The organism is Brotaphodocola sp. (assembly GCF_983179755.1).
The window spans coordinates 1-25,324 of the sequence record NZ_CFAHBC010000027.1; the positions used below are offsets into that span (position 1 = coordinate 1).

General features: G+C 47.8%; 19 protein-coding genes and 1 pseudogene. 3 read left to right on the plus strand and 17 right to left on the minus strand.

Annotation, left to right across the window (positions count from 1 at the left end; translation table 11 throughout):
- Positions 1-636 precede the first annotated feature (636 nt).
- From rlmD to AC4EVX_RS09925, 4 genes are all read right to left on the minus strand, one after another.
- The gene (gene rlmD / locus AC4EVX_RS09910) at positions 637-2,010 is read right to left on the minus strand and encodes a 23S rRNA (uracil(1939)-C(5))-methyltransferase RlmD (protein ID WP_177977244.1); all 1,374 of its coding nucleotides are present in this window, start codon (positions 2,008-2,010) and stop codon (positions 637-639) included.
- A gap of 484 nt (positions 2,011-2,494) precedes the next feature.
- Positions 2,495-3,052, minus strand: a complete 558-nt coding sequence (locus AC4EVX_RS09915) for a hypothetical protein (protein WP_490160116.1) — start codon at positions 3,050-3,052, stop codon at positions 2,495-2,497.
- Between the two features lie 131 nt (positions 3,053-3,183).
- Entirely contained in the window at positions 3,184-4,131 is a 948-nt protein-coding gene (locus AC4EVX_RS09920) for a 3'-5' exoribonuclease YhaM family protein (protein WP_490160117.1), read from the minus strand.
- A gap of 75 nt (positions 4,132-4,206) precedes the next feature.
- Positions 4,207-5,520, minus strand: a complete 1,314-nt coding sequence (locus tag AC4EVX_RS09925) for a S1C family serine protease (protein ID WP_308450793.1) — start codon at positions 5,518-5,520, stop codon at positions 4,207-4,209.
- A 375-nt stretch (positions 5,521-5,895) separates the two neighbouring features.
- Here AC4EVX_RS09925 and AC4EVX_RS09930 point away from each other — a divergent pair, with 375 nt between their 5' ends.
- Together AC4EVX_RS09930 and AC4EVX_RS09935 are read left to right on the plus strand one after the other, a co-directional pair.
- Entirely contained in the window at positions 5,896-8,286 is a 2,391-nt protein-coding gene (locus AC4EVX_RS09930; RefSeq protein ID WP_177977240.1) for an endonuclease MutS2, read from the plus strand.
- Positions 8,287-8,326: 40 nt separating this feature from the next.
- A complete protein-coding gene (locus AC4EVX_RS09935; RefSeq protein WP_308450795.1) occupies positions 8,327-9,037 on the plus strand; it encodes a response regulator transcription factor in 711 nt (236 codons plus the stop codon).
- Between the two features lie 15 nt (positions 9,038-9,052).
- Here the strand turns inward: AC4EVX_RS09935 and AC4EVX_RS09940 are convergent, their stop codons facing one another.
- The 8 genes from AC4EVX_RS09940 to AC4EVX_RS09975 form a co-directional block, all read right to left on the minus strand.
- Positions 9,053-9,265: a FeoA domain-containing protein gene (locus AC4EVX_RS09940; protein ID WP_177977238.1), complete on the minus strand. Its 213-nt coding sequence runs from the start codon at positions 9,263-9,265 to the stop codon at positions 9,053-9,055.
- 238 nt (positions 9,266-9,503) lie between these two features.
- A complete protein-coding gene (locus AC4EVX_RS09945; RefSeq protein WP_490160118.1) occupies positions 9,504-10,520 on the minus strand; it encodes an N-acetylmuramoyl-L-alanine amidase family protein in 1,017 nt (338 codons plus the stop codon).
- Positions 10,521-10,763: 243 nt separating this feature from the next.
- Positions 10,764-12,173: a HAMP domain-containing sensor histidine kinase gene (locus AC4EVX_RS09950; protein ID WP_177977237.1), complete on the minus strand. Its 1,410-nt coding sequence runs from the start codon at positions 12,171-12,173 to the stop codon at positions 10,764-10,766.
- 372 nt (positions 12,174-12,545) lie between these two features.
- Positions 12,546-13,451: a hypothetical protein gene (locus AC4EVX_RS09955; RefSeq protein ID WP_490160119.1), complete on the minus strand. Its 906-nt coding sequence runs from the start codon at positions 13,449-13,451 to the stop codon at positions 12,546-12,548.
- Between the two features lie 80 nt (positions 13,452-13,531).
- Entirely contained in the window at positions 13,532-14,146 is a 615-nt protein-coding gene (locus tag AC4EVX_RS09960) for a cytidylate kinase-like family protein (RefSeq protein WP_490160120.1), read from the minus strand.
- Positions 14,147-14,277: 131 nt separating this feature from the next.
- Complete coding sequence (locus AC4EVX_RS09965) at positions 14,278-16,329, minus strand: hypothetical protein (protein WP_490160121.1); 2,052 nt, start codon at positions 16,327-16,329, stop codon at positions 14,278-14,280.
- Between the two features lie 80 nt (positions 16,330-16,409).
- Positions 16,410-18,638, minus strand: a complete 2,229-nt coding sequence (locus tag AC4EVX_RS09970) for an efflux RND transporter permease subunit (RefSeq protein ID WP_490160122.1) — start codon at positions 18,636-18,638, stop codon at positions 16,410-16,412.
- Between the two features lie 103 nt (positions 18,639-18,741).
- Positions 18,742-19,554 carry a hypothetical protein gene (locus tag AC4EVX_RS09975; protein WP_490160123.1) on the minus strand — a complete coding sequence of 271 codons (813 nt, stop codon included), beginning with the start codon at positions 19,552-19,554 and terminating at the stop codon, positions 18,742-18,744.
- Positions 19,555-19,933: 379 nt separating this feature from the next.
- On the opposite strand from AC4EVX_RS09975, the gene AC4EVX_RS09980 reads away from it, so the two are divergent.
- The gene (locus tag AC4EVX_RS09980; protein ID WP_177977232.1) at positions 19,934-20,551 is read left to right on the plus strand and encodes a hypothetical protein; all 618 of its coding nucleotides are present in this window, start codon (positions 19,934-19,936) and stop codon (positions 20,549-20,551) included.
- Between the two features lie 247 nt (positions 20,552-20,798).
- On the opposite strand, the gene AC4EVX_RS09985 is transcribed toward AC4EVX_RS09980, so the two are convergent.
- The 5 genes and pseudogenes from AC4EVX_RS09985 to AC4EVX_RS10005 form a co-directional block, all read right to left on the minus strand.
- On the minus strand, positions 20,799-21,413 hold the full coding sequence (locus AC4EVX_RS09985) for a histidine phosphatase family protein (RefSeq protein WP_490160124.1): 615 nt from the start codon (positions 21,411-21,413) through the stop codon (positions 20,799-20,801).
- 898 nt (positions 21,414-22,311) lie between these two features.
- Complete coding sequence (locus AC4EVX_RS09990) at positions 22,312-22,809, minus strand: tRNA (cytidine(34)-2'-O)-methyltransferase (RefSeq protein ID WP_490160125.1); 498 nt, start codon at positions 22,807-22,809, stop codon at positions 22,312-22,314.
- A gap of 80 nt (positions 22,810-22,889) precedes the next feature.
- Positions 22,890-24,050: pseudogene (locus tag AC4EVX_RS09995) on the minus strand (aminotransferase class I/II-fold pyridoxal phosphate-dependent enzyme); the annotation flags it as partial.
- On the minus strand, positions 24,047-24,529 hold the full coding sequence (locus AC4EVX_RS10000) for an Lrp/AsnC family transcriptional regulator (protein ID WP_177977229.1): 483 nt from the start codon (positions 24,527-24,529) through the stop codon (positions 24,047-24,049). The gene AC4EVX_RS10000 and the pseudogene AC4EVX_RS09995, both read right to left, overlap by 4 nt.
- A gap of 31 nt (positions 24,530-24,560) precedes the next feature.
- Positions 24,561-25,295, minus strand: a complete 735-nt coding sequence (locus AC4EVX_RS10005; RefSeq protein ID WP_490160126.1) for an AIR synthase-related protein — start codon at positions 25,293-25,295, stop codon at positions 24,561-24,563.
- Positions 25,296-25,324 lie beyond the last annotated feature (29 nt).

Genomic DNA, 25,324 nt, shown 5'->3' on the forward strand with positions numbered 1-25,324 from the left:
TCAGGGTTTTAAACACTGTTCAATCTTTCATTTTCAAGGTTCAGTTTGTTGCTTTGTTTTTCAGCGGCAACTTTTACATTTTATCACGTTGCTTTTGAATTGTCAAGCACTTTTTTATTTTATTTTGAAGTTTTTTGACTTCTTCGTTGTTCACATCTCAGCGGCAACTTTTATATCATATCACATTGTCATTGATCTGTCAATAACTTTTTTATTTTTCTCTGATTTTCTTTTTAAATCAGCGCCCCTTTTTCAGGGGCGAGATTTATAATATCACACACAATCGAGAACGTCAAGCATTTTTTCTACTTTTTCTGTTTTTTTCGTTTATATATATTTTCACGTTTTTCGCGGATATATATTCGCCTTTTCTTTTTCTCTGTTGTTCTCCTCTGCTATCCGTGGATCAACCGTTTCCCCGATCTTCTGCCAGACCTATATCCTACCACAAGAACCAATAATTTCATATAGTAAAATCTCTGACTTAATCTCCGCCAGATAAAAAAATACTGGCAAGAAAGCTATGATCACTCGCCTGCCAGTTTTGATTTTCTGCTCGTTCCAATCGTTCCAATAATTTAATCAAGATAATCAAGACACAATCCCAGCATCGCTAGACCGGTCACTTAATCTTTTCTAATCTTCTCTTGAAAATAAAATCACGGTTTCCACATGACCCGAATTGGGGAACATGTCGCAACCGCGGACGCGCACAACCCGATATCCATGCTCCCCTAAATACTTCACATCCCGTGCGAGTGTCGCGGAATCACAGCTCACATAGACAACGCGCTTCGGTGCCATCTTCACAATCGTGTTCAGGCAGACTTCGTCACAGCCCTTGCGTGGCGGATCTACCACAATCACATCCGCATAGACCTGATTTTTCTCATACTGCTCAGGCAAAATCTCCTCCGCCTTTCCGACAAAAAATTCCACATTCCCAAATCCATTGATCTTGGCATTCTCGCGCGCATCATCGATCGCCTGCGGGACGATCTCAACGCCATAGACCTTCTTCGCCTTCTGTGCGAGGAACAGAGAGATCGTTCCAATTCCACAGTAGAGATCCCAGACGATCTCTCCGCCGTTTAATCCAGCATACTCAAGCGCAGTCTGGTACAGACGCTCGGTCTGAACCGGATTGACCTGGTAAAACGAGAGCGGAGAAATCTGGTATTTGACATTTCCAATATAATCCGTGATAAATCCCGGTCCGTACAGGTTCACGATTTCCTTTCCCATAATTACATTCGTCTTCTCAGTGTTAATACTACAAGAAATACTCATCATGTTCGGATAAAGGATTCTCAACTTTTCCACAAGCTGATCGATTGCCGTAAACTTCTTTACTTTTCCATTCAGGACAAGGCACACCATCATTTCTCCGGTTCGGAAGCCTTTTCGGATCAGGACATGGCGAACAAGCCCGGTATGCGCCGTCTCGTCATACGGGGCAATGTGATATTCTTCCATATGAGTGCGAATGCAGTCGAGAATCTTCTGGTTCTCCTCGACTCCGAGCAGACAGTCTTCGCTCTCGATAATCTGGTGGGTTCTGCCCGCATAGAATCCTGTGATGATTCTTCCGTTCTTATCTCGTCCAAATGGAAACTGTGCCTTGTTGCGATAGCGCCACGGCTCCTCCATCCCGATGATCGGCTCCATCGGAATCTCCGTCAGCCCACCGATTCTCTGCAAATTGTTGCGGATCTTATTCTCCTTGAATCGAAGCTGTGCCTTGTAGCTCATATTCTGAAGCTGACATCCTCCGCACGGACGGGCAACCGGACATTTCGGCTCCGTGCGATCCGGCGACGGCTCTATCACGCGGATGAGTCTCGCAAACCCATACGACTTTTTCGTCTTCATCACACTTGCTTCCACGAGGTCTCCGGTCACCGTGTCTTTGATAAACCATGCAAAACCATCGGTCTTTCCGATTCCCTCACCCTCACTGCTCATGTCCTCGATTCTTACCTGAAACACTTCATTCTTCTTAAATTCCATACACTTATTCCTTTGCTCAATTCTTAACAAAAACTCAAAATTTCGTTATACTTTCTTTCTAATCTTCCCAAATCCTTTAGAAACCGCTCAAACTTTAGACACATTTTTCCAGTAAGATATAACCATGATGTGAGGGAGACAGAAAAACCTTCCGAAACATTCCATAATGAACAATCAACTAAAAAGGTTCGTTATATTATTTACCATAAAAGGGCCTGGTGGCAAACCGCGCGCAACCGTTACCAGGACCGTCCAAAAATATGACGTGACATGATTCCATGACAGAAGACATCACAACATTACATCATAACATTCATCGTCGCGTTTTACCATAGATAGAAAACACCATACAACTACCTCCTTTTGAAAAGGGCTACCACAGGATACGGAATGAATCCGCTTTCTGCGGTAGCCCTTTTCTTTTTCACTTCCACTTTCCACTTTTATTTCGGTATTCTCGGTACTTTTTCTATCAAACAGTTACTTAAAAGTACTCCCTTTGTTTTAGCAGGATAAGACCGCCTTTTTCCCGGTATCCAGTCTCCCACAGCTCCTGAAAGTCCAGCCACTGTGATTCACTGTATGTAACCGTCTTCACCCGCAGACGTGCGTTCGGCGCATCCGGTGTATCCTCCACCTTATAACCAATGAGGAGAAACCAGTGCCACACATAGTCTTCCATCTTAGGATTCTTGTGTTTGAGGATCAGGCATGGAACCGGGTAGCCCGCATCAATCTGATTGCGCAGTCTCTTCCCCGCTTTCTCCCATGGAAGATCTCCGGCGAGAGGTTCGGTGACAAGCTCCGGTGATCCCGCATCACGAAAATACTTCTCGATTCCCTCCATATAGATGTCGAGGCGGTTGATCCCCATCGGACGCGGACTTAAGTATGGGCGCATTTTATCCGCAAAGCGCACATAGTCATCTTTCTCCACGGGATCAAGACTGTACGGGTACAGGTTCGTCATGCCGAAATACTTTGCCAGATAAACGCTGATATCACACGCAGTCTCCGCACCGCATCCGCCTTTTTTCATCATAAATCCCGAGAACCACTCCTGGTTTCCACCAAGAGAGTCCCCAATATAGAAATAGTTCAGTTCTTTTTTCATAATTAAATTAAAACAGTATTCAAACAGTCTTTCCGTCTTTTTTGTTCTCAAAAATCAGATCAATTCTCAGAAGTCTTTCGGATATTGGTCTCGAGGAAACGGTTGTATCCAAGCCATCCCGGATTCTCGCCACCACTCTCAAGTGCCTCAATCATCGTCTCCAGCTTTGCGTCTGCATTGTCTGCAAAGTTCAGTGCAAGCGCCTCAAGCAGAGCCGGCTTCTTCGGGGAACCGTACTCCAACTCACCGTGATGCGCCAGAATACAATGTTCCAACTCAGATGCCAGCTTTTTCGGGAATCCCGGAATCGTCTTGATTCGCTCGCTGAGCATCATCGTGCCGATGATAATATGCCCGAGGAGCTGACCGTCATCGGTGTAATCATTCTCTGGGAACACGGACAACTCTTTCATCTTGCCAATATCGTGGAACATCGCCGAGGTCAGCAAAAGATCACGGTTGAGCGTCGGATATGCATGGGAAAAATAATCGCACATCTTTGTGACACCGAGCGTATGCTCGAGAAGACCGCCCACAAATCCATGATGAACACTCTTTGCTGCGCTGTGAAACTGGAAGGCTTTCGCAAAATCTGCATCCTCCACAAAGTAGCTCTCTGCCAGCTTTTTCAGGTAAGGATTCTTCATGCTTGCAATCAAGTTCAGAAGCTCTGCGTACATCTTTCCAATGTTCTTCTTGGAAACCGGAAGATAGTCTGCCGGAATATACTCGTCCTCGTCTGCCTTGCGAATTCTCTTTACATTGAGCTGACAGGAACCCATGAACATCGTCACATCTGCATCCACAGATACATAGTCCATCGCATCAAAATTTCCGATTCCCGGGGAACCCAGATCCCAGATCTTTGCATCCACGGTTCCCGTCTTGTCCTGAAGCACCAGACTTCCGTACTCTTTTCCCGCCTTCGTCAGAGAGATCTGTCTGCTCTTGCACAGATACACCTCCGAAATTCGCATTCCTTCCTTCAAGCTACCAATATACTTCATTTTTTTCGTTTCCTCTTCTTTCTTTTTTACCTCGTCTGACTTACTTTTCTGACTTTTTTATGCGATCTCTGATCTTTACCTTGAACCGATCGTGACCGGAAATTCCAGCTGTGCGTACTGCTCACGCCCGTTGCGCTCCACGCTAACTGTCGCCTGCTGTCCGACTTCCATTCCATCGACAGCACTCTGATACTCTTTCATCGAAGTAATCGAAGCTCCATTGATTCCGACAATCACATCACCGCTCTGGATGCCCGCATTGTAGGCAGGGCTGTCCGTAACTACATTCATCACATAAATTCCGCTCGGCAGTCCCTGAGCAGTCATGCTCTCAGACACTTCCTGACCAATTACACCGAGATATGGCGCTTGAGCACCATTTGTCAACCTTTCGAGAATCCCCTTATAGTCAGAGATACCCATAATCTGTACCGTCGAATTTACGCTCCCGTCCGCATTTCCCTGGGGTTCCATCGCCCATCCGATGAGTTCTCCCGACGTATTCAGCAGAAATGTTCCCTTCTGAGCATCTGCCGAAATGCGTGAGTACAGCACACGGCACACACGATCTGCCATCAGGGCATTTTTCTGCACATAGGATACATACCCGTAATCGAGAGAATGTACAATTCCGGAAGGACCTCCGACTGCCAGAATCAGATCGCCCTGCCGAACGGTGTAGGAATTTCCCAGTGTGAGAACCTCGAGAGAATCTTTCACACTGTTCTCGAGTGCTCCGATACTGACACTGACAACTGCCATACCCGACACGGTATCTTTCTGCTTGATCTGACCATCCGTCTCCTGTTTCTCTCCAAATACTACCCGGATCGAATCGGCATTCTCAACTGCTGAATCGGGAGTCAGAATCAGGATCTCCTGCCCGTTATCTGCCACAATGGCTCCGGCATACAGACCTGTCGTCTCCATGGAATTGTCGAACCAGTCTGTCCCCTGCTGAACGGAATGAACCGTCACAATTCCCTTCTCTGCCTTCTGCACCTGCATCCGCAGACTGCTCAGCATGGAATTCATATCGTCCACCGTGAAACGGTAATTTTCCATAACCGTCTGCACCTGCTCTTCAATCGGCTCACTCTCTGTCGGTTCCGTCTCATCAGGTGCTGAGACATCGGTCGGTTCATCTTTCGGTATGAATACGGGTGTCTCAGTCGGCTCTTCCTCTCCGAAAAGCCGTCCAGCAAACGGCTTCACTGCCATAAAACTGAACGCAGACACCGCACCAAATATCAGCGCCGTACAGACCACAAAGACCCCGCGCGTGGCAACCTGCCTCTTTGTCAGAGGTTGCTTTACGATCTTTTCGCTGATAAACTGCCGGCTCTTTTTTTCGCCAGATCCTTTCTTAGGACCCTGTATTTCAGGCATCGTAAACCTCCTAACCTCATAATCCTCCCTGAAAAACCTAACCTAATTATAAGGTTCTTCGTTTAATTCTGCAACTACAAACTTTTCGCCATCCTTGTTCCGAATTTGAAGCAAAAGTACATTTCTGTCACGAAAAAACTTTCCGGAAATGATTTCTCAAATTTCAGGAGGTCTTTCACGAAAAAAAAAATCATGATATAATGAGCGTTAACAAGGGAAAACAAGTTTACTTGTTCATCCCGAGTGGCGAATGGCGATCACGATAGCTACGAAGTAGCTTCAAGTACCGAAGGTATGAATCGTGGTATAATGAGCGCAAAAGAAAACCCATAAAACATTATAGAATTTTAGAAATGAGGATTTTGAGATTTAATTATGAATAAAAAAGCATTAAAGACTCTCGAATACGAAAAAATCATCTCCCAGCTGACCGAGTACGCGGGCTCTGCTCCCGGAAAGCTGCTCTGCAAAAATCTTGTTCCGTCCTCGGATTTAAACGAGATCCGTCAGGCACAGGCAGAAACCAGCGATGCCGTAACCCGTGTCCGCATGAAAGGAAATCTCTCGCTGAGCGGAGTTCGCGACATCCGCGACTCCTTAAAGCGTCTCGAGATCGGAAGCGCCTTGAGCATCCCGGAACTGCTCTCGATCAGTTCCCTTTTGACTGTCTGCGCGCGTGCACGCTCCTACGGTCGCCACGATGTGTCCGAGGAATTTCCAGATGACTCCCTCGATGAGATGTTCCGCGAACTTGAGCCCCTGACTCCTGAAAATAACGAGATCAAGCGCTGTATCCTCTCCGAGGATGAGGTTGCCGACGATGCAAGCCCGGGACTCCACAAAGTCCGCCGTTCGATGAGCACCATCAACGACCGGATTCACACCCAGTTAAACAGCGTACTCAATTCCTGCCGTACCTATCTTCAGGATGCCGTCATTACAATGCGTGACGGTCGCTATTGTCTGCCGGTCAAGGCAGAGTACAAGGGACAGGTAAACGGTATGGTTCACGACCAGTCTGCAACAGGTTCCACGCTCTTCATCGAGCCGATGGCAGTGATTCAGCTGAACAACGAACTTCGCACGCTTGAGATTCAGGAGCAGAAAGAGATCGAGGCAGTGCTTGCAACCTTGAGTGAGCGTCTCGCCCCGTACACCGAAGTTCTCGCGATCAATTTACAGCTTTTGACTCACCTCGATTTTGTGTTTGCAAAAGCCGCTCTCTCCCGCCACTACAAGGGAAGTGAGCCGGTTTTCAACACCGAGGGACGCATCCACATCAAGGACGGTCGCCATCCTCTGCTCGACCCGCAGAAGGCAGTCCCGATCACGATCTGGCTCGGTCAGGACTTCGACCTGCTGATCGTCACGGGTCCGAACACCGGTGGTAAGACGGTTTCTTTAAAAACCGTCGGTCTGTTCACTTTAATGGGACAGTCTGGTCTCCACATTCCGGCATTCGACGGCTCCGAGCTTGCTGTCTTCGATGAGGTATTTGCCGACATCGGAGATGAGCAGAGCATTGAGCAGAGTCTGAGTACATTCTCCGCTCATATGACAAGCATCGTCGATATTCTCGGAAAAGCCGACAGCCACTCTCTCTGCCTCTTTGATGAGCTTGGTGCCGGAACTGACCCGACCGAGGGTGCTGCCCTCGCAATCGCAGTGCTGAATTTCCTCCACAATATGAAATGCCGGACGATGGCAACGACCCATTACAGCGAGCTCAAAGTCTACGCCCTCAGCACACCGGGCGTTGAGAATGCCTGCTGTGAATTTGATGTTCAAACGCTTCGCCCGACCTACCGCCTTCTGATCGGTGTTCCGGGAAAGAGTAATGCATTTGCGATCGCAAGCCGTCTCGGTCTTCCGGATTACATCATCGAGGATGCAAAGAGCCATATTGAGACCGAGGATGAGACATTCGAGGATGTGATCAGTCGTCTCGAGGAGAGCCGTGTGACGATCGAGAAAGAGCGCGAGGAGATCCAGTCCTACAAGGCTGAAATCGCAAGCCTGAAGTCCCGTCTGGAACAGAAGGAAGAGCGGTTTGATGAGCGCAAGGACAAGATGATCCGCTCTGCAAATGAAGAAGCCCAGCGCATTCTGCGTCAGGCAAAAGAGACAGCCGACCGCACAATCAAGAACATCAACAAGCTCGCTGCCTCCTCCGGCGTCGACACCCGCGCACTTGAGGCAGAGCGAACGAAGATCCGCGAAAACTTAAAGAAAGTCGACAGCAAGCTCTCATTAAATCAGGAGAGCAAACCGCACAAGGCGATCAATCCGAAGACCCTGCGTCTCGGCGACAGCGTCCGCGTCCTCTCGATGAACCTCAAGGGAACGATCAGCTCCCTTCCAGACGCTCAGGGCAACCTCTTTGTCCAGATGGGAATCCTTCGCTCCAAGGTAAATTTGAGCGACCTTGAGCTGATTCAGGAGAACTCAATCAGTGCACCGGGACTTGACACCCGCAGAAAGGGAAGCGGAAGCAGTTCGATCAAGATGTCGAAATCTTCCACGGTTTCGATGGAAATCAACCTGCTCGGAAAGACTGTCGACGAGGCAATCCCGGAACTCGACAAGTACCTCGACGATGCCTATATCGCCCATCTTCCGCAGGTTCGCGTCGTTCACGGAAAGGGAACCGGTGCTCTGCGCGCAGGTATTCACCGCCATTTAAAGAAGCTGAAATATGTAAAAGAATTCCATCTCGGCGGTTTTGGAGAAGGCGATGCCGGCGTTACGATCGTTGTCTTCAAATAAACAATAAATACTAGACTAACAGGAAAGGGATGAACCGATCATGGCTGAAAAACAGCGAATTTTGATTGTAGATGACGATGAGAACATTGCAGAATTAATCTCTCTCTATCTCATGAAAGAATGTTACGAGACGAAGATTGTAAATGACGGAGAGATGGCACTTCGGGTCTTTCCTGATTTTAAACCAAACCTGATTCTGCTTGACCTGATGCTTCCGGGCATTGACGGATATCAGGTCTGCCGGGAGCTTCGCATGACCTCCCAGGTTCCAATTATCATGCTCTCCGCAAAGGGCGAGATCTTCGACAAAGTGCTCGGTCTTGAGCTTGGCGCAGACGACTACATAATCAAACCGTTTGATTCGAAGGAACTTGTCGCCCGCGTCAAAGCGGTTCTTCGCCGTTATCAGGCAGTTCCGTCACCGGCGACGACAGAGCCGAAACAGCAGGGCGAATATGTGGAATACCCGGATTTAATCGTAAATCTGACAAACTACTCCGTCACCTACTGCGGACACTCCGTGGAAATGCCACCGAAAGAGCTTGAGCTTCTGTATTTTCTGGCTTCCTCCCCGAATCAGGTGTTCACGAGAGAACAGCTTCTCGACCACATCTGGGGATATGAGTACATTGGTGACACAAGAACTGTGGATGTCCACATCAAACGTCTGCGTGAAAAGATCAAAGATCACGCAAATTGGGCACTGACAACCGTCTGGGGAATCGGCTACAAGTTTGAGGTGAAAAAGTAATAAAAAAAGAGCGGATCAAATTTTGATCCGCTCCGCTACTTCCCCGGCAATCGCAAATCGTCGATTTCCAGTTCCGGCAATCACACCGCTCTTTCCTTTCTGAAACACTCGAATCAGATTTCCCTCCTTAATCTCGTGCCTTCTCAGAAATTCCATCACGGCAGAATTCCCCATCATCCATTTGACTGTACCAGATTCTCCAACTTTCATTTCCCACAACGACTGCATGATTCACCCTCCCATGCCTGTGTATGCAACACACAACTCTACTGAATCTTTCCGGTTTTTCTATGTTATTGATCTATCAATACATTTCTTATCCTTTGCAGGTTCTTTGGTTTCTATTCGGTTTTTATTCCTTTTTTTCAGTATAATCATGCAGAGGGCTGTTAGTCAATAGCAACATTTCCAGCTAAATTTTCTGACATTTATTGCTGTTCGCGCACTGCACAAATAGCGACGACATTTACGAAATCCACACTCCGTCTGCACCCACCGAATATCCGTCCGGCGTCTTTGTCCCAGTAAGCATCGCTCCACTCTCGTCACAGTAATACCATTTTGTCTTGTACTTGATCCAGCCAGTCTTCATATAGCCATTTTCATCAAAGAAATACCACTTGCCATTGATTTTTGCCCAGCGTGAACTCGGATAATTGCCATCTGCATAGCGATACCACCACCCTGTCTCATCTTTCTCCCAGCCTTCCGCAGACTTTCCATCTGTCACCGGAAGAACACTCGTTATAGCAGAACGTTCGGAAGCCGTCATCCCTCCCGTCAGATCCTGATCCTCATCTGCCAGCACATGCCAGATTTCAGACGTCTCCCACGCTCCGCGCTCAGACCCGGTTCCAACAGCGCGCACCATAAAGCGATACCGTCCACTTTTGGAAGTTGCCTCCGAAAAATCGTAGGTTGTGTTCTTTGTCATCCGTGTCGAGCCAACTGCAACATCATTGCGGTAAAGTTTTACCTGATAGACTCTCGCGTTGTCATTCTCCTCCCACTCTGCAAATCCGTCTTCCTCGTTCCAGGAAAGTCCATGCACACTCAGATCATCCTCATCACTTCCGAGCGTAAAAATCAGGGTCATGCCAGAACCATTGTTTTTCACCTTTGCAGAGACGAAGGTGACCTCATCTCCCTCGAATGAAAACATTTCCTCATCCGCAGTTCCGAAATAATATCCTTTCTTCGCCTTGAATTCGACAGAGATTTTCGGTGCAGCCTTGCTCCAATCCTCATTCTCATTCAGAACCTCAATATTTCTGATGCGATAGGTCGTGTCCCCGGTACTTACACTCACATCGCCTCTGCTCTCTGAATCTTCCAGATATGCCTCAATCTCCAAATTGACTTCCATGATCTTTTCCGACTCCGACGCAAAAGCAGAGCACGCAATATTCAAAGCAAAGATCATGACAAGCAGAGGTCTCAAAAGTCCTTTTGTTCTTCCCATAATTCCTGTGTTTCCCATCATTTTGACTCTTCCTGCCTGTTTTCCGGCTTGTTTCACACTGTCTCTCCTTCCCTGAAAACTTTAAATTTCATTTTCTTCTATTCAAAATCACTGCGAATCTCCGTTCCACTGCGGTCGGTGCATAACAAGCGCCACTGGCGCTTTGCACCCTCGCGGAGCATATAACTCAGAAGAGGATTGTCTCCCCTCCCGAGAAAGTTTGCGATACCCACACCTATATAGGAGGGGGATATCCGCTCTGAGTTACAGGTTCGTGGAACGTGGCAGGGAGAAGATAAATTCTGATCCAACTCCCTCGGTGCTGATCACATCAATATTTTCTCCATGTGCCTGAATAATCTCCTTGACGATCGCGAGTCCAAGTCCGGTTCCCTTCTTATCCTTTCCGCGCGAGAGATCCGTCTTGTAAAACCGCTCCCAGATCTTTTTCACACTGTCACGCGGAATGCCGATTCCGGTATCCTTTACCGAGACAAAAATCTTTTCGTTTCTCGTATACGCCTGCACAAAAATCGTCGAACTGTCATGACTGAATTTGATCGCATTGTCGATCAGGTTGTAGAGCACCTGCTGAATTTTTCCGAGATCTGCATACACCATCAAAATCGTGTCGGAAAACGTCAGATCAAACGTGATGTCTCTCGACCCGCAGATTCCCTCAAACGAGGCGACTGTATCCTTGATCACCCTCGTAATATCAAAATTGCTTCTGGAAAGATAACCTTTGCTGTCGAGGGAATTTAACGTCAACATTCCCTGAGTCAGCTTTGTGAGTCGCTCCGTCTCAGAAATCACCCTCGTCAGATATTTCTCATAAAATTCCGGCGGAATCGTTCCGTCGATGATCGCCTCCAAATAGCCCTTGATCGAGGTCAGCGGAGAGCGGAAATCGTGGGAGACATTTGCAATAAAAGTTCTCTGGTACTCCTCCATCTTGTTGAGTTCCCCGGACATGTAGTTTAAAGTTCCCGCAAGGTATCCCATCTCATCCTGCGAGTGAAGGTCAATGCGGTAATCCAGATTTCCTGCGGCATACTCATTTGCTCCCTCCGTGATCTTCTTTAACGGAAAATAGACGGTCTTTGTGAACACCACCAGGATCACCAGCGAGAGTAGGAAAATCATCGCGGAAGAGATATAAATCACATTCAGACTGCGATTGCTCTCCTCCCAAATCTGGGAAATTGGAAGATGAATCAACACATATCCGTAAGTCTTATAATTTCCGGTAATCGGTGCGCATACCGTCAGCACCTGATGCGAAAACTGACCAAAGTAATCTCCGATGCAGTAAGGGCGATTGCCGGTGACTGTCGGGTCAAAGCCCTCAATCGTGTTTCCCGCGCGTGTAGGGGACTCGCTGTCCACAGTGATCACGCCATCGCGGTTGACCATCCAGATTTGCGCCTGAACAAACTTCGACACCGCCTGAAGCTGTTGACTCACAGACTGTAAATCCTGCTTTTTTCCGCGGATGTAAATATCGCTGTATGTACCTGCAATCGTGACTGCCTCATCGTACATGGCTTCCGAGCGTTCTTCTACGAGGTGATTGTACATCATCTTCGAGGAGAATGTGGAAATCGCCACAAATCCAAGCAGTCCAAAAACCAGATACCCTAGAATAAATTTGTAGTAAAGGGAATGTTTCATGTTTTCTGCCTCATCTTCCTGTGTATTGTATAAATATCATTCCATATCTTCGTTCTTGTTCAGTATAACATGGATGCAAGACAAAAAGAAAGAGTCTGGCATCTTTCTCTGATTCCAGACTCTGAATATTGGTTTCAAATCGACGCAGGCTTCGACTTGGTGCGTGATTTTGGTCAGCTTTGCTGACATCTTCTCATCAAAATAACTGCGCATCTCCGTTCCACTGCGGTCAGTGCATAACAAGCGCCACTGGCGCTTTGCACCCTCGCGGAGGGTATGACTCAGAAGGGGATTGTCTCCCCTCCTGAGAAAATTTCCCGTCTTCGTCGCTACCACAATAGACGAAACAGACCCTGACACGATTTCTACGGTCTATTGTTCCTGAATAGAGAAACTTCCGTCCTCCTGGACTGTCATAACATTCGACAGCACCCAGTCGCTCTTCGCATTGTTTCCACTGCGGACGGAGCGCACCTTAAACTGGTAAGTTCCTGCGCCCGGAAGAAGATCGGAGAAATCATAATTCGTGCGGTAGATCGAGCGCATAATTCCGATCTCTCTGCCATCTTTGACAAGGAAGATCTGATAATACTTTGCTGACTCAACCGGAGCCCAGACGGCACGCCCTTTGACTGACGGTTCCCAGCCTCTGACCGTCTCCGTATTGCTACCCGTGCCACTATTACTTGAATCTGTTCTCTGGTCGGTGCCTGTCCGATCTGTTCCTGCTTCCACGGAAGTTCCCGCACCGATGACAGTTGCCCCTGTCGTCTCTGTTGTCCCTGCTGTGCCAGAGACTGCCGGCGAATTTACCTTTCTTGTGTCTGCCTTCTTGTCGAAAATCAAACGCCCCCGAATCACAAGCTCAGAATTATCATTCTGGCGTTTTGCACTGATCAGCTCCACCTTGTCATACTTCGACTTTGCGGTCGTCGCAAGATCAAGGCGAACTGCCGAACTTCCAGTCTTTGCAAAATAATATTCTTCCTCGTCCTGTGAGACGAGCGTGATCTCAAATTCCGGTGGATTCGTGTTGCTGAACTCTTCCCCGCCATCGTTGACGAGCTGAACATCATCGATGCGGTAGCGGTCCGTATTTCCTCCGTCCGGTGTCACATACACATCCCCGCTTACATCCGCCTTGATTCCGACATCTGCATCCACAACCAGCCAGACTTTTCCGATCTTCGTCTTCTCACTCTCGCTCTTCTCCGACGCCCAGACTTTTACGGTCGGACAGCTTGCAACTGCAACACAGGTTGCAAACAGAAATGCCATCGCGCACTGTCTTCCCCTTCGCCAAAACGGAGTCCTCTTTTTTTCTGTCCTTGTTTTTACTCTAAATATGCTCATACTATTTATTTCATCTCCATCTGATTATAGAGCGCACAAATCATTTCTACACAACCATTTAAGCCAAGGCGACCGCTGTTTAATGACACATCATAGCTCTCTGTCGATCCCCAGCGTTTTCCGGCATAACACTCATAATAATTTCTTCTCGCCTTGTCTTCCTTTCGGATCAGATTCAATGCCTGATCGCGGAGCACCCTGTGCTTCTCGCTGACTCTCTCAATCCGACTTCCAAGATCCGAAAAAATGAATACCGAGCGCACATCCTCCTGCTCCCTGAGCACATAGTCTGCACAGCGTCCGACGATGATACAGGACTCCCGCTCCGCGAGCTGGCGAATCACTGCTGACTGGAGGTTGAACACCATATCGTTGATTGATCCGCCATGTCCGGTGCGATCATTCTGAACCTCGCGCGGAACAGAAAACAGAAATGGATTTGCACGTTTCTCCTCCGCGTCCTTCATTCGCTCAAGATCCACATTTCCATACTTGCACGCCAGCTCAATCAAACGCTTGTCGTAGCACTCGATTCCCAGTCGTCTTGCCACTTCCCGTCCAATATAGCTTCCTCCGCTTCCAAGCTGTCTTCCTATCGTAATGACCCGATTCTTTCCCATAGCTTCTGTCTCTCCTTCCCGTAGTCTTCTTCGTTCCATTCCACCCAACACGAACACGACTCTATCCCGATTATCCTGATAATTCTAATAATCCCTGTCTTTCCAATAACAACTTCTCTTTGATTAACGGATTAACGGTTCTTAAAGATCTCGATAATCGCCTGAACCATCTTTACAAGCACATTCCACATTCTCTTTAATGGTCCCTCAGATGCCTTTGCAGACTCCGCATCGAGCACTTCATCGTCATCATCAAGGCTGATCTCCTTCGTTCTCAGAATGACCTGAAGTGTATCCGGCTCCTCGTTCTGATCCGAAGTGAACGAAACTTTCTCCGCGGACGGGTCCATGTAGAGAAATCTCGTATCGCCGTCGAGATCATCCCACTCACGATCCATCGTATCCTTCATCGTTCTTCCCGCCATACGCATCGACGTCGTGCTGTCGAGAACACGCAGGCTCTTGTCGAGAACCTCCATGCTTCCGCGAATGCTGTCGCGTGCCGCTGCATCGAGGGAATCGCTGCTTGCTCTCATCGTATTCTGAATCAGCGTCAGCGTGCTCACACTCGTGTCGAGCGCATTTGTTGTCCGGTTTACCAGCTCCTCAGAATCATCAAGTGCAAGCTGAAAATCTGAGTAATACGTCTCAAGAGAATCATACAGAGCCGTGCTGTCCTCAAGGATGAAATCAATCTCATCGACGAGCTCTCCCATCGAACGAGATGCGTCTGATGTATCATCGAGAAGTGACGAAAGTTTTCCTGCAAGAGAGGTACTTGCTGAGGAAAGTTTTTCAAGGTAGGCTTTCTTCTGCGTCAGAGCAATAAGAAGCTGCTGAGTATTCAGCGTCACCCCCGGAATTCCAGCCGCCATTGCAGAAGACGGGGTTGCCGTCTGCGCCGATGCATTTACGTCATCGATCAGATCCACATCGCCGTCGTAATAATCATTCTCCACCTGCTCAAGGCTGACTCCGAGAGAAGCAAGCTGGGTCACATAGATCTGCTCGCTCGACTGAAGCGTCGCGTCAAGCGCAATCAGCGTCTGCATCAGCTGATTTAACGGAGCGACACCGGCAGCAAGATCCTCGGTATTGCTCTTGATTCCGCGCAGGCTCGTGTTGAGCTTTCTCAGCGGATCCTGCATCTCTCTCATCGAATTCACAATGTCACCGAGACTGTCATGAACGATCTCGGCTGACTCTTTTGCGGACTCAATATGAGGAACCATCGCCTGCATCTGCTCCGACACCGCAGTCAGAGAAGCAAGCGCCTTATCATTGTTGTCCAGGATATTGTCCTTAGAACCGCTCCAGACACCTCTCACATTCTCCGCTGATCCAAGTCCGCTCTGGAGATCATTGACTCCATCACGCATCGACTCCACAGAGAGTGCCATCTGTTCCATACTGTCATAGAGCTGGTCTCCGGCTTCCTTCCAGGTATCCTTTGCATCCTTGAGATCCTTGACATGCTCAAGATCCTTTGTCGTGCCCGGAATCATCGTCATCAGCACGCCATCACTCTCAAAGCTGTCCGAACCGATGCGAACCGTGTAGTCTCCATCCTCACCCGGAAGTGCCGTGAAAACGACTCCGGTCTGACTGCCGATGTTCTGAACCTGAGCCCCGTCCGCCTCAACGCTGTAACACTTTGTCAGATCAACAAGGACTGCGACTGCGAGCATCATGTTGTTGCGGTAGTACTCGCGCGCATTCTCATTTGCCGTCGCATCAATGTGAATCTCAACCGTTCCGGATGCCCCTGCAAGTTTATCTGCATCCGTCGGAACTCCATTTAACTTATAAGATACATCAAATGTCCACGGCAGAGTCACCTGGTCATTCTTCATGACTCCCTTATAATAGAACCGTCCATTCTGATCCGGTGCAAAGTTCCAGGTGACGCTTCCATCCCCGAGAACCGGTTCCGTATGATCTGTCATATTTGTTACATCGGTGTAATCGCCGTAATCCGTGAAACTCGAAGTTCCATTCAGGCTGATGCTCTTGACCATATTCACCTTGTCAATCTGACCATAGTAATCAAGATTGACGTACATCGCCTCATCCACACTCGCAGAGGCCTCTCCTGCCAGCACTGCTTGCGCCGGAACCAGACTCGTGGCAAGCGTGACAACCGTCATCACGGTCGCACCCATTCTTCTATATCTGTTTTTCATCTTATTCTCCCTCCGATGATCCCTGACTCTCTAAAAAATGCATTTCTCATTTCAATGCAATCCTTATTCCAATGCAAGTCTTATGATTCAAAATGCTTTGCAAGTTTTGCTTTCACCTGACCCTGCATCTGTTTCCGCTTTTCGCGCATCTTTTCCCGGTAAGTCTGAATCGGATGCGTCCACGCCTTGTCGATGATGATCCTGTCACACAGCACAAGGAGCGACGGAAGCAGGAAAAGCACAAGAACCAGACTAAACAGTCCTCCTCGTCCGATCAGATGTCCCAAATCTCCGATCGCTGCGGTCGTCGAAATCAGATGAACGATATAACCGGCAAGCGTGATGATCGTGCCCGATGTGAGGATCGAGGAACAGGACTGGGCGATCGCTGAAATGCACGCCTCTTTCTTCGGAAGTTCCTGACGCTTTGCAATGTAGTTGTTTGTCAGCAGAATTGAGTAATCCACGGTCGCACCGAGCTGAATACTGCTGACAATGATGTATCCCATGTAAATCATGTTGACACCCTGAATATACGGCATCGCCATATTGAAGTAGATCGCAACCTCAATTGGAATCATAACGATGATCGGAATCAACGCCGACTTAAAACTGAACATGACGACAATGAATACACCGAGCAGAGTCAGCACATTTACGCGGGCATTATCTGCAATGATCGTCGTCTTGATGTCCTGTGTGGACGGTGTCTCACCGACCAGATAGGAGTTATCCGGATAATATTTTTTCACAATCTCACGGATCTGATCGGTGTACTCGAACGAAGCATCACTCTCGCCTTTCGTGCGGATGTAAATCAGCATGCGCGCCGTGTCTCCGCGGTGCAGAAGTTTTGCCGTCGAGTACGGAATGATGTCCTCCGGAACTCCCTCCGGAAGTGTTCCTGCCATTGAGGTCACACTCTTCACATACGGCAGATCCTCAAGCTCATCCGTGAGCTCCTTCTCCGTCACATTGGAGGTGTTCGGGTAAATCGCAAGAAGCATATTGCTTCGTCCAAACTTTGCGACGATCTCCTGATCGTCCTCGTAAACCTTCGTTCCCTCTGAAGAACCAACCGCATCATTTCCAAACAGGAAATCATTCATTCCCTGTGCGACATAGGCAGGAGGTGTCAGCACAATGACAAGCGCTAGGATCACATATCGAACTTTGTATACAAGTTTTCCAAGCGGTGTGAAATTCGGAAGGAACGAACGATGTCTCGTCTTGTCGTTCCACTTCGCAAACTTCAGAATCATCGCCGGCATGAAGAAGACAACTGCAAGCAGACTGCAAATGATTCCCTTTGCAAGCACCAGTCCCATATCGAAGCCAATGTTGAACTTCATCGTCACAAGCGCAAGGAAGCCGACAACCGTCGTCAGACTGCTCGCGAAAATCGAGTTGATCGCTTCCTCAACTGCCTTGACGATCGCCTCCTCCTCGGAGAAACCTGCATTTCTCCATCTCAGGAAGGCATCGAGCAGGAAAATCGAGTAGTCCATCGAGGTCGCAAGCTGAAGAATAATCGCCACATTGTTCGTCAGAAACGAAACGGTTCCGATAAATATGTTTGTTCCACGGTTCAAAAGCACCGCCACCCCCATGACAAGCATGAAAAGAATCGGCTCCGTCCACGCCGTCGTCGTCAGTGCAAGAACCGCAAAGATCATGATCACGGCAACGACAAGAATTGTCTGCATCTCGCTCGCCGTCGTCTCAATCAGAGATTTGTTCTGGATTGCCATTCCGGAGAAACATCCCTTATCTCCGGTGATCTCCTTCAGCTCGGTGATCGCATTCTTCGTGCGGTTGGAATCCGACTCCTCATCAAACGTGATATCCATGACCGCACAATTATCCTTGTAGTAATCTTTGATGTCGTCCATGTTGATGAAATCTTCTCCGGCATACACATTGACAGTCGTGTCGCACCAGAGCACCTGATCGACTCCATCGACGGCTTCAAATTTTTCTTTATATTGTTTCGCCTCATATAGCGAAACGTCCTTTATCATGACTCTCGCCGTTCCCGGGTATCCAAAGACTTCCTTCATCTTGTCAAGTCCCTGAGCGGACACGGCACTCTTCGGCACATACTTTGTCAAATCATAGTTTACATCGACAAAAAGCATCGCAAGCAGAGAAAACAGACACCCAATTGCAAACAGAATCTCAATGAATCCGCGCTTTTTGATAATCTGGTACGCCAGCATCGTGGAAAATCCACCCTCTGCCCCTTTCTCCGCCATCGGTTTTTCTCTGTGTCTCAGGCCTTTTATCCGATTAAACAGTTTCTGTCCCATCTCTTCTACTCCTTCTGATTCTGTTTTCTTTCCTGTTCACAGGTATTCTCGCAACTGTTCAGTAGCTTCACAGTCACGAGCAAAAACCCATCGAAAATGTCTTCTATCTCATCAGCACAATCATAAAATAGTGTGCGCCGTCTTTCTCTGCATGCGCCATTCCGAGACTTCGATAATATTCCAGCGAATAGAGATGCTTTCCAGAAGTATCATACTTCTTCTGAGTCCGATCCATCACCTTGTCAAACGCATCGTCGGCATCATCCCGCCTCTGTATGTAGAGTTCCAGACTCGTCGCATGTTTGCGGTAGCCAAGCTGCCCTAAATAATCTTTCAGGCTTCCTTCTCCCGGAATTGTGCTGTCCACGCTGTACCCGTTCTCCATTGCCATCTCAAGTCGATGGGAAGCAATCTTGTTCAGATTCACATCCATCTTGAATCCGGCATACCGGTCGTACATCGCATGGTCATCACCATCGTACTCATCCTCGCGATCCGGATATTCCTCAAAGAACAGATCTTTCTTCTCGTCATTGAGCTGATCGAAGAGCGCCTGCTCCTCCTCATCATAGCAGACAACCGGATAAGCACCTCCTCCGGTATTCGGAATCCAGTGTGCGCTCTGAAGCGTTCCATCCTTCTCAAACTCGTAAACGGCATCGTCAAACGTCAGCTCTTTTCGGTTTTTTGTCCCATCCTCCAGATAGTAAAACCACTCGCCTTCCTCAAATCTCCATCCGGTCGAACTCTGTTCCGTTCCCTGATTCTTTTGTATTTCCTGAGTCTGCTGTATCTCCTCTGTACCCTGCACTTCCTCTGCCCGGACCTGCCAAACCTGTCCCGGCATTCCAGCCATCAGAAAAACCATCGCCGCAGCGATCGTCCAAAGATATGCTTTACAACATTTCTGAGACATCCTCATTCCTCCATTTCTATCTTTTTACGCTTGCCTTTGCAAATCTCGCTCTCATCCACACTCCGCGCAGCTGCCAACAACTCCTGCAAAGGCTCCGCCCTGTAAACTGAAAAAATCTGCTACCGCCACGGTATCATACGGCATTTTCCGTTCAGAAAATGCCTATCCGTGCACAGTAACTCCTCTGTTTCTGAACATATTGAAGTAACTATCATTTCTTGCACTATTATCTATGTTTATGGTAAAATACTCAAGTATCATATTTTTGTGGAGCGTTTCAAATGAAACAGTTTTATGCGCTTTGTCCTATTTGACACAAAAGTGTTATTCCGTTTCTTTTCGCTTATTTTTTAGAATTTTTTTGGAGGAGCAATCTATTATGAGCCGAAATAACCCATCAAAAGAGCACATTACAGTACGGCGCACCTATGCCCTGCTTCGTGGCGCATTTTTGAAAGAACTGAGCATGCTTCCACTCGAACAAATCACCTTGACGGAGATTTGCAATACCTCTCTGGTTTCCCGATCAACCTTTTACCGCTACTTTGAAGACAAGTACGATCTTCTCCACTACTGCCTTCTCTCTCTAATCGAGGAAGTTGGTCTGACAGAAGAAGTCATCAGCCTTCAAAACATCGATTCCCTGAAAAACTTCCTGACGATCCTGATTGATCACATCAGTGAAAACAAGATTCAGTATCAGAAAATTTATCAGGCAAATAAGAACGGAGATCTGATCCGGATTCTGAGAAAAGGACTTCAGGATATTCTCGGTGACAAACTGCGCTCTGCAGAAGAAAACGGCTATCATGCAAAGATTGCCTCTCCGATCTTTTCTTCCATGCTCGGCGATCTGTTTTTCAGCATCATCAAATGCTATTTAGAGGAAGCTGACCAGTTCGATACGGAGACTTTTATCGAAAACGTCAGTCTCTTCATCCGAAGAGATTTCTTTGAGTCGATCTCACAGACTCCTGTTCACACACACAATCAATAAACAAAACTATTTTCAAAACATTCCAACACAACTTTTCAAATCAACACTTGCAAAAGTTTGAACACAAAAAGGCGCTCTGCTTGCGGGACAGAGCGCCTTTTCATAGGAGTTGAGTCGTTGCCTCCACGGGTCAGATGGGGCAATGTTGAAATGTATAGAATATTCACATGTGGTTAGCTATTGCTAACTGTCTATATATTAGCATAAGGTTTTTGGAAAATCAAGTACATTTTTTCGTACAATTTTCTCATCTAACAGTTTCTTCCTTCTCTGATCCATCATCGAGAATCCGGTATTCTCCGTCTTTCAATTCAAGAATGGAAATCGCACAGTTCGGGAGCTTAATTTTCCAGAAATCACCAAGCGCAATCCCGGCAATCGGATTCAGGATCGTTCGGTTGACAACTGCATGAGCGACAAGAAGAACGGCATCAAAGTCGTGTTCCCGTTTCTTTAAGTCTTCCATGAAAGCGCCCGTACGGCGATATACAGCCTCAAAGGTCTCTGCACCCTCCGGCGGAAGATAGTGTGCCGGATCACTGAAAAAGTTATGAACCGGATCAGCTAGGTTTGCCTCAATTTTTTCTCTCTCCCGTCCTTCTTCCACACCAAAAGCAATCTCCGCAAGACGGTCTTCAGACTTCAAGATCCCCTTCTGGTCTCCGAGAATAATCTGGGCAGTCTCCTGAGCACGAATCAGAGGAGAGCAGAAGGCGCCATCAAATACAACATCTCTCAATTTTTCCGATGCTTTCTCTGCCATCTCACGTCCACAGTCATTCAGAGAAATGTTGTGTCTTCCCTGAATCTTGTGCGCCTTATTCCAATCCGTCTGACCATGTCTCACCAGATAAATTCTCATCTCAGCCGTTCCCTTTCTTCTTTATCCATCTCTCTATTTGTTACCGTTCATGCATGACACAAACGGTAATCGATTTCTTTCTCTTATTGCAATTTTTTATGATCTTTTTTCACACCGTGTATATTGCTCTCTATTTTGACCTCCCACGTTCAAAAAGTCAAGTCTATTTTTCCATACAACATCGCTTTTATTTTATGATAGGACGCAATTTCCTATGTAAAAAAGAATGTGCCTTGGCACATTCTCGCGCCGAGGCGCGGTTGCTTCGGCAACCATCTACTCCTGCGCCGAGTGCGCATCCTTGCGGAGCATTTATTATTTCATAGGACGCAATTTCCTATGAAATAAAAGCACCCTGCTTGCGGGACAGGGTGCTTTCTTCATAGGAGTTGAGTCGTTGCCTCCACGGGTCGAATGGGGCAATGTTGAAATGTATAGAATATTCACATGTAGTTAGTTGTCGCTAACTGAGTATTATATTAGCATACGCTAACCATATTGTCAATCCTTTTTTTCATATTTTTTCATCTGATTTTATTTACTTACACAAATCAATTACCCGCCATATTTCCAATCGCTCAAAGTCAATGCCCAATGATTTTAAGTCGGGGTAGTTCACAGAGCCAATCCTAATACCTGCCCAGCCTTTGCAAACGGACGATGTAAATAAAACCTGAAAGAGATTCCTAAAGCGACGAAGGGCGGGCAAGTATATGCAAACGCGTTCGCATAACCTTGCCCGCCCGTAGGAGCGAACTCAAAATATAACTCAGAGTGGAGGCGCAGTAATTCTGATGGGAAGATGTCAGCAAATCTGACCAGAATTACGCACCAAGTCTCCGCGAGCGTCGACTTGAATTTTATCTCTATATCTCATTCACTATAAAAAAGTCCTCAATCACTCATTCCACTGAAGCCGATGAAGATTTCCCTCCATCGTCATCGCCTCAAACCCATTCTGGCGCAGCGCCTCATAGAGCACAATCGCCACAGAATTCGCCAAATTCAGAGAGCGGATGTCTCCCCACATCGGAATCCGCACACAGGTCTCCTCATTCTCCACAAGGATTTCCTCAGGAATTCCTGCACTCTCCTTTCCAAACATGATGTAACAATCCGGCTCATACCTGACATCGGTATAGACATGCTTCGCCTTTGTCGTTGCCATATAGATCTTTGCGCCCGGATTCTTGTCGAGGAAATCCTGATAATCGCAGTAGACCGTCACATCGAGCTTGTCCCAGTAATCGAGACCCGCACGGCGGATTGCCTTCTCATTGAGCTTAAATCCCAACGGTTCAATCAAATGAAGTCTCGTGTTTGTCGCCACACAGGTACGCCCGATATTTCCCGTATTCAGTGGCATTTCCGGCTCAAACAAAACAATGTTCATCATTTTGCTTCACCTGCTTTTTCCATGTTCACCACATTTTCCACACTTCCCTCAGCCCCTCCTGGAGCACTCTCACTCTCCGCATCGAGATGCTTGACAAAACGCTCAATTCTGCTGAGTGCTTCCTTCAGGCTCTTCAATGAGTACGCATAGGAGATTCGCAGAAATCCCTCTCCACACGCACCAAACGCCGTTCCCGGAACAACTGCCACTTTTTCCTCCTCAAGAAGTCTGAGTGCAAACTCCTCCGAAGTCATGCCGAAACGCTTAATGCTCGGGAAGATGTAAAATGCGCCGAGAGGCTCAAAACACTCCATTCCCATCTCGCGAAGCGCATGAAGCAGATAACGTCTGCGCTGGTCGTAGGACTCTCTCATATGAGCCACATCCTCATCGCTGTTCTTGAGTGCATCGACTGCCGCATACTGGCTTGTCGTAGGCGCACACATGATCGCATACTGGTGAATCTTGAGCATCTGCTTTAAGATAATCTCCGGTCCGCACGCATATCCAAGTCTCCATCCGGTCATTGCAAATGCCTTCGAGAAACCATTGATCAGGATCGTGCGGTCTCTCATTCCAGGAATCGAGGCGATCGTGACATGTGGCTCCTCTCCGTAAGTCAGCTCTCCGTAGATCTCATCAGAGAGCACAAAGAGATCATGCTCCTCCACAATCTCTGCAATCTTCTCAAGATCCTCGCGGGTCATGATCGCACCGGTCGGATTGTTCGGGAACGGAAGCACCAGAATTTTCGTCTTCGGCGTGATCTTCTCAAGCAATTTCTCCGGAGTCAGGCGGAACTGATCTTTCTCTTCCAATTCGATAATCACCGGAACTCCATCTGCAAGAACCGCACACGGATCATAGGAGACATAGCTCGGCTGTGGGATCAGAACCTCGTCCCCCGGATTGAGCATCGCACGCATCGCAAGGTCAATCGCCTCACTGCCGCCGACCGTCACAATAATCTCAGAGTCCGCGTCATAGGAAACGTTGTACTTTCTGTGCACATAATTGTGAATCTCCTCACGCAGTTCCTTCAGACCTGCATTGGAGGTATAAAACGTTCTTCCCTTTTCCAGAGAATAGATGCCTTCCTCGCGGATGTGCCACGGCGTATCAAAATCCGGCTCGCCCACGCCGAGGGAGATCGCATCTTTCATCTCGCTTACAATGTCAAAGAACTTACGGATTCCAGACCACGGAATCGATTCAATCTTGTCAGATAATGGATTTCTCACGGTGTAATCAGCATCCTTTCATCCTGGATCTCGTCACAGAGTACCGTTCCGTGATCCTTGTATTTTTTCAGAACAAAGTGGGTTGCTGTGCTGAGCACAGAATCAAGCGGAGCCAGCTTGTCAGAGACAAACTGTGCAACCTGGCGCATCGTCTTTCCCTCGATGATGACCATGAAATCAAAAGCTCCCGCCATCAGATACAGGGAATTGACCTCATTGTACTGGTAAATTCTCTCTGCCAGCTTGTCAAATCCCATTCCTCTCTGAGGAGTTACCTTGACCTCAATCAGAGCGTTGACCTTTTCCTCGCTGGTATTATCCCAGTTAATCAGAGTATGATATCCGCAGATGATATGCTCTTTCTCCATCTCCGCAATCTCGTTCGCCACCGCGACCTCACTCTCACCCAAGAGAATGGCAAGATCATGAATATCAATTCTGCTGTTCTTCTCAATTACCGCCAGTATCTTTTCTCTCATTACGACATTTCCTCCCGTTCCGAATCTTTCTTTATCTGAATTCTTTTTTGAATCCTTCTTTATCTTTCTTTTCTGAATCCTTTTTATGCTCTTGATCAGTCATCGATTCCTTCTGATCGTTCGCTTTCCAATCACTGCTCATCCCGGGTGAACTCCCCCGACTTAAAGGAGTTGGAGCTTCCTGCTTAAAATATCCGGGAAAAATCTTCTCGAGTTCATCCGGCTGTGGGCGCTCAAGAAAACCATGTCCATTCTCCACAATCATCTCTCGCGCAATGCCCTTCGTCACACTTCCGATCACCTGAGCCGGAATTCCCTTTTCTCTGAGATTCTCGACTGTCCGACCACCGTTTTTCGACGACAGCAACCAACATCCCTGACTGTAAAGTCGATAAGGATTCAACTCCAGACGCTCGCAGATCTCAATCGTGTCCTGACGAACCGGGATTTTTCTCAGAGCAAATTCCACTCCGGTACCATAGGCTCCGGAGAGACACCAGATCGCAGACAGGATACCGCCCTCGCCTGCGCTCTCCCAGTCTGTCGCTCCGACCTCCGACCAGTCGATTTTATCTTGCTCAGGCGAGATCTCCATCTCGCCTGCCTGATCGAGCCATTCCTCCGAAAACCACCCTCTCAGGCGCTCATACTGATCTTTCTCTTTCACCAGAAGTACACTTCCGGCCAGCCCCGCATATCCCGCCACAACCAGGTCTTGTCCCGGTTTCAAAAGCCCGGTATTCTCTCGCTCAATTTTCCGCATCATACAAAAATGCTCCTCTCTGATCGAAGTGA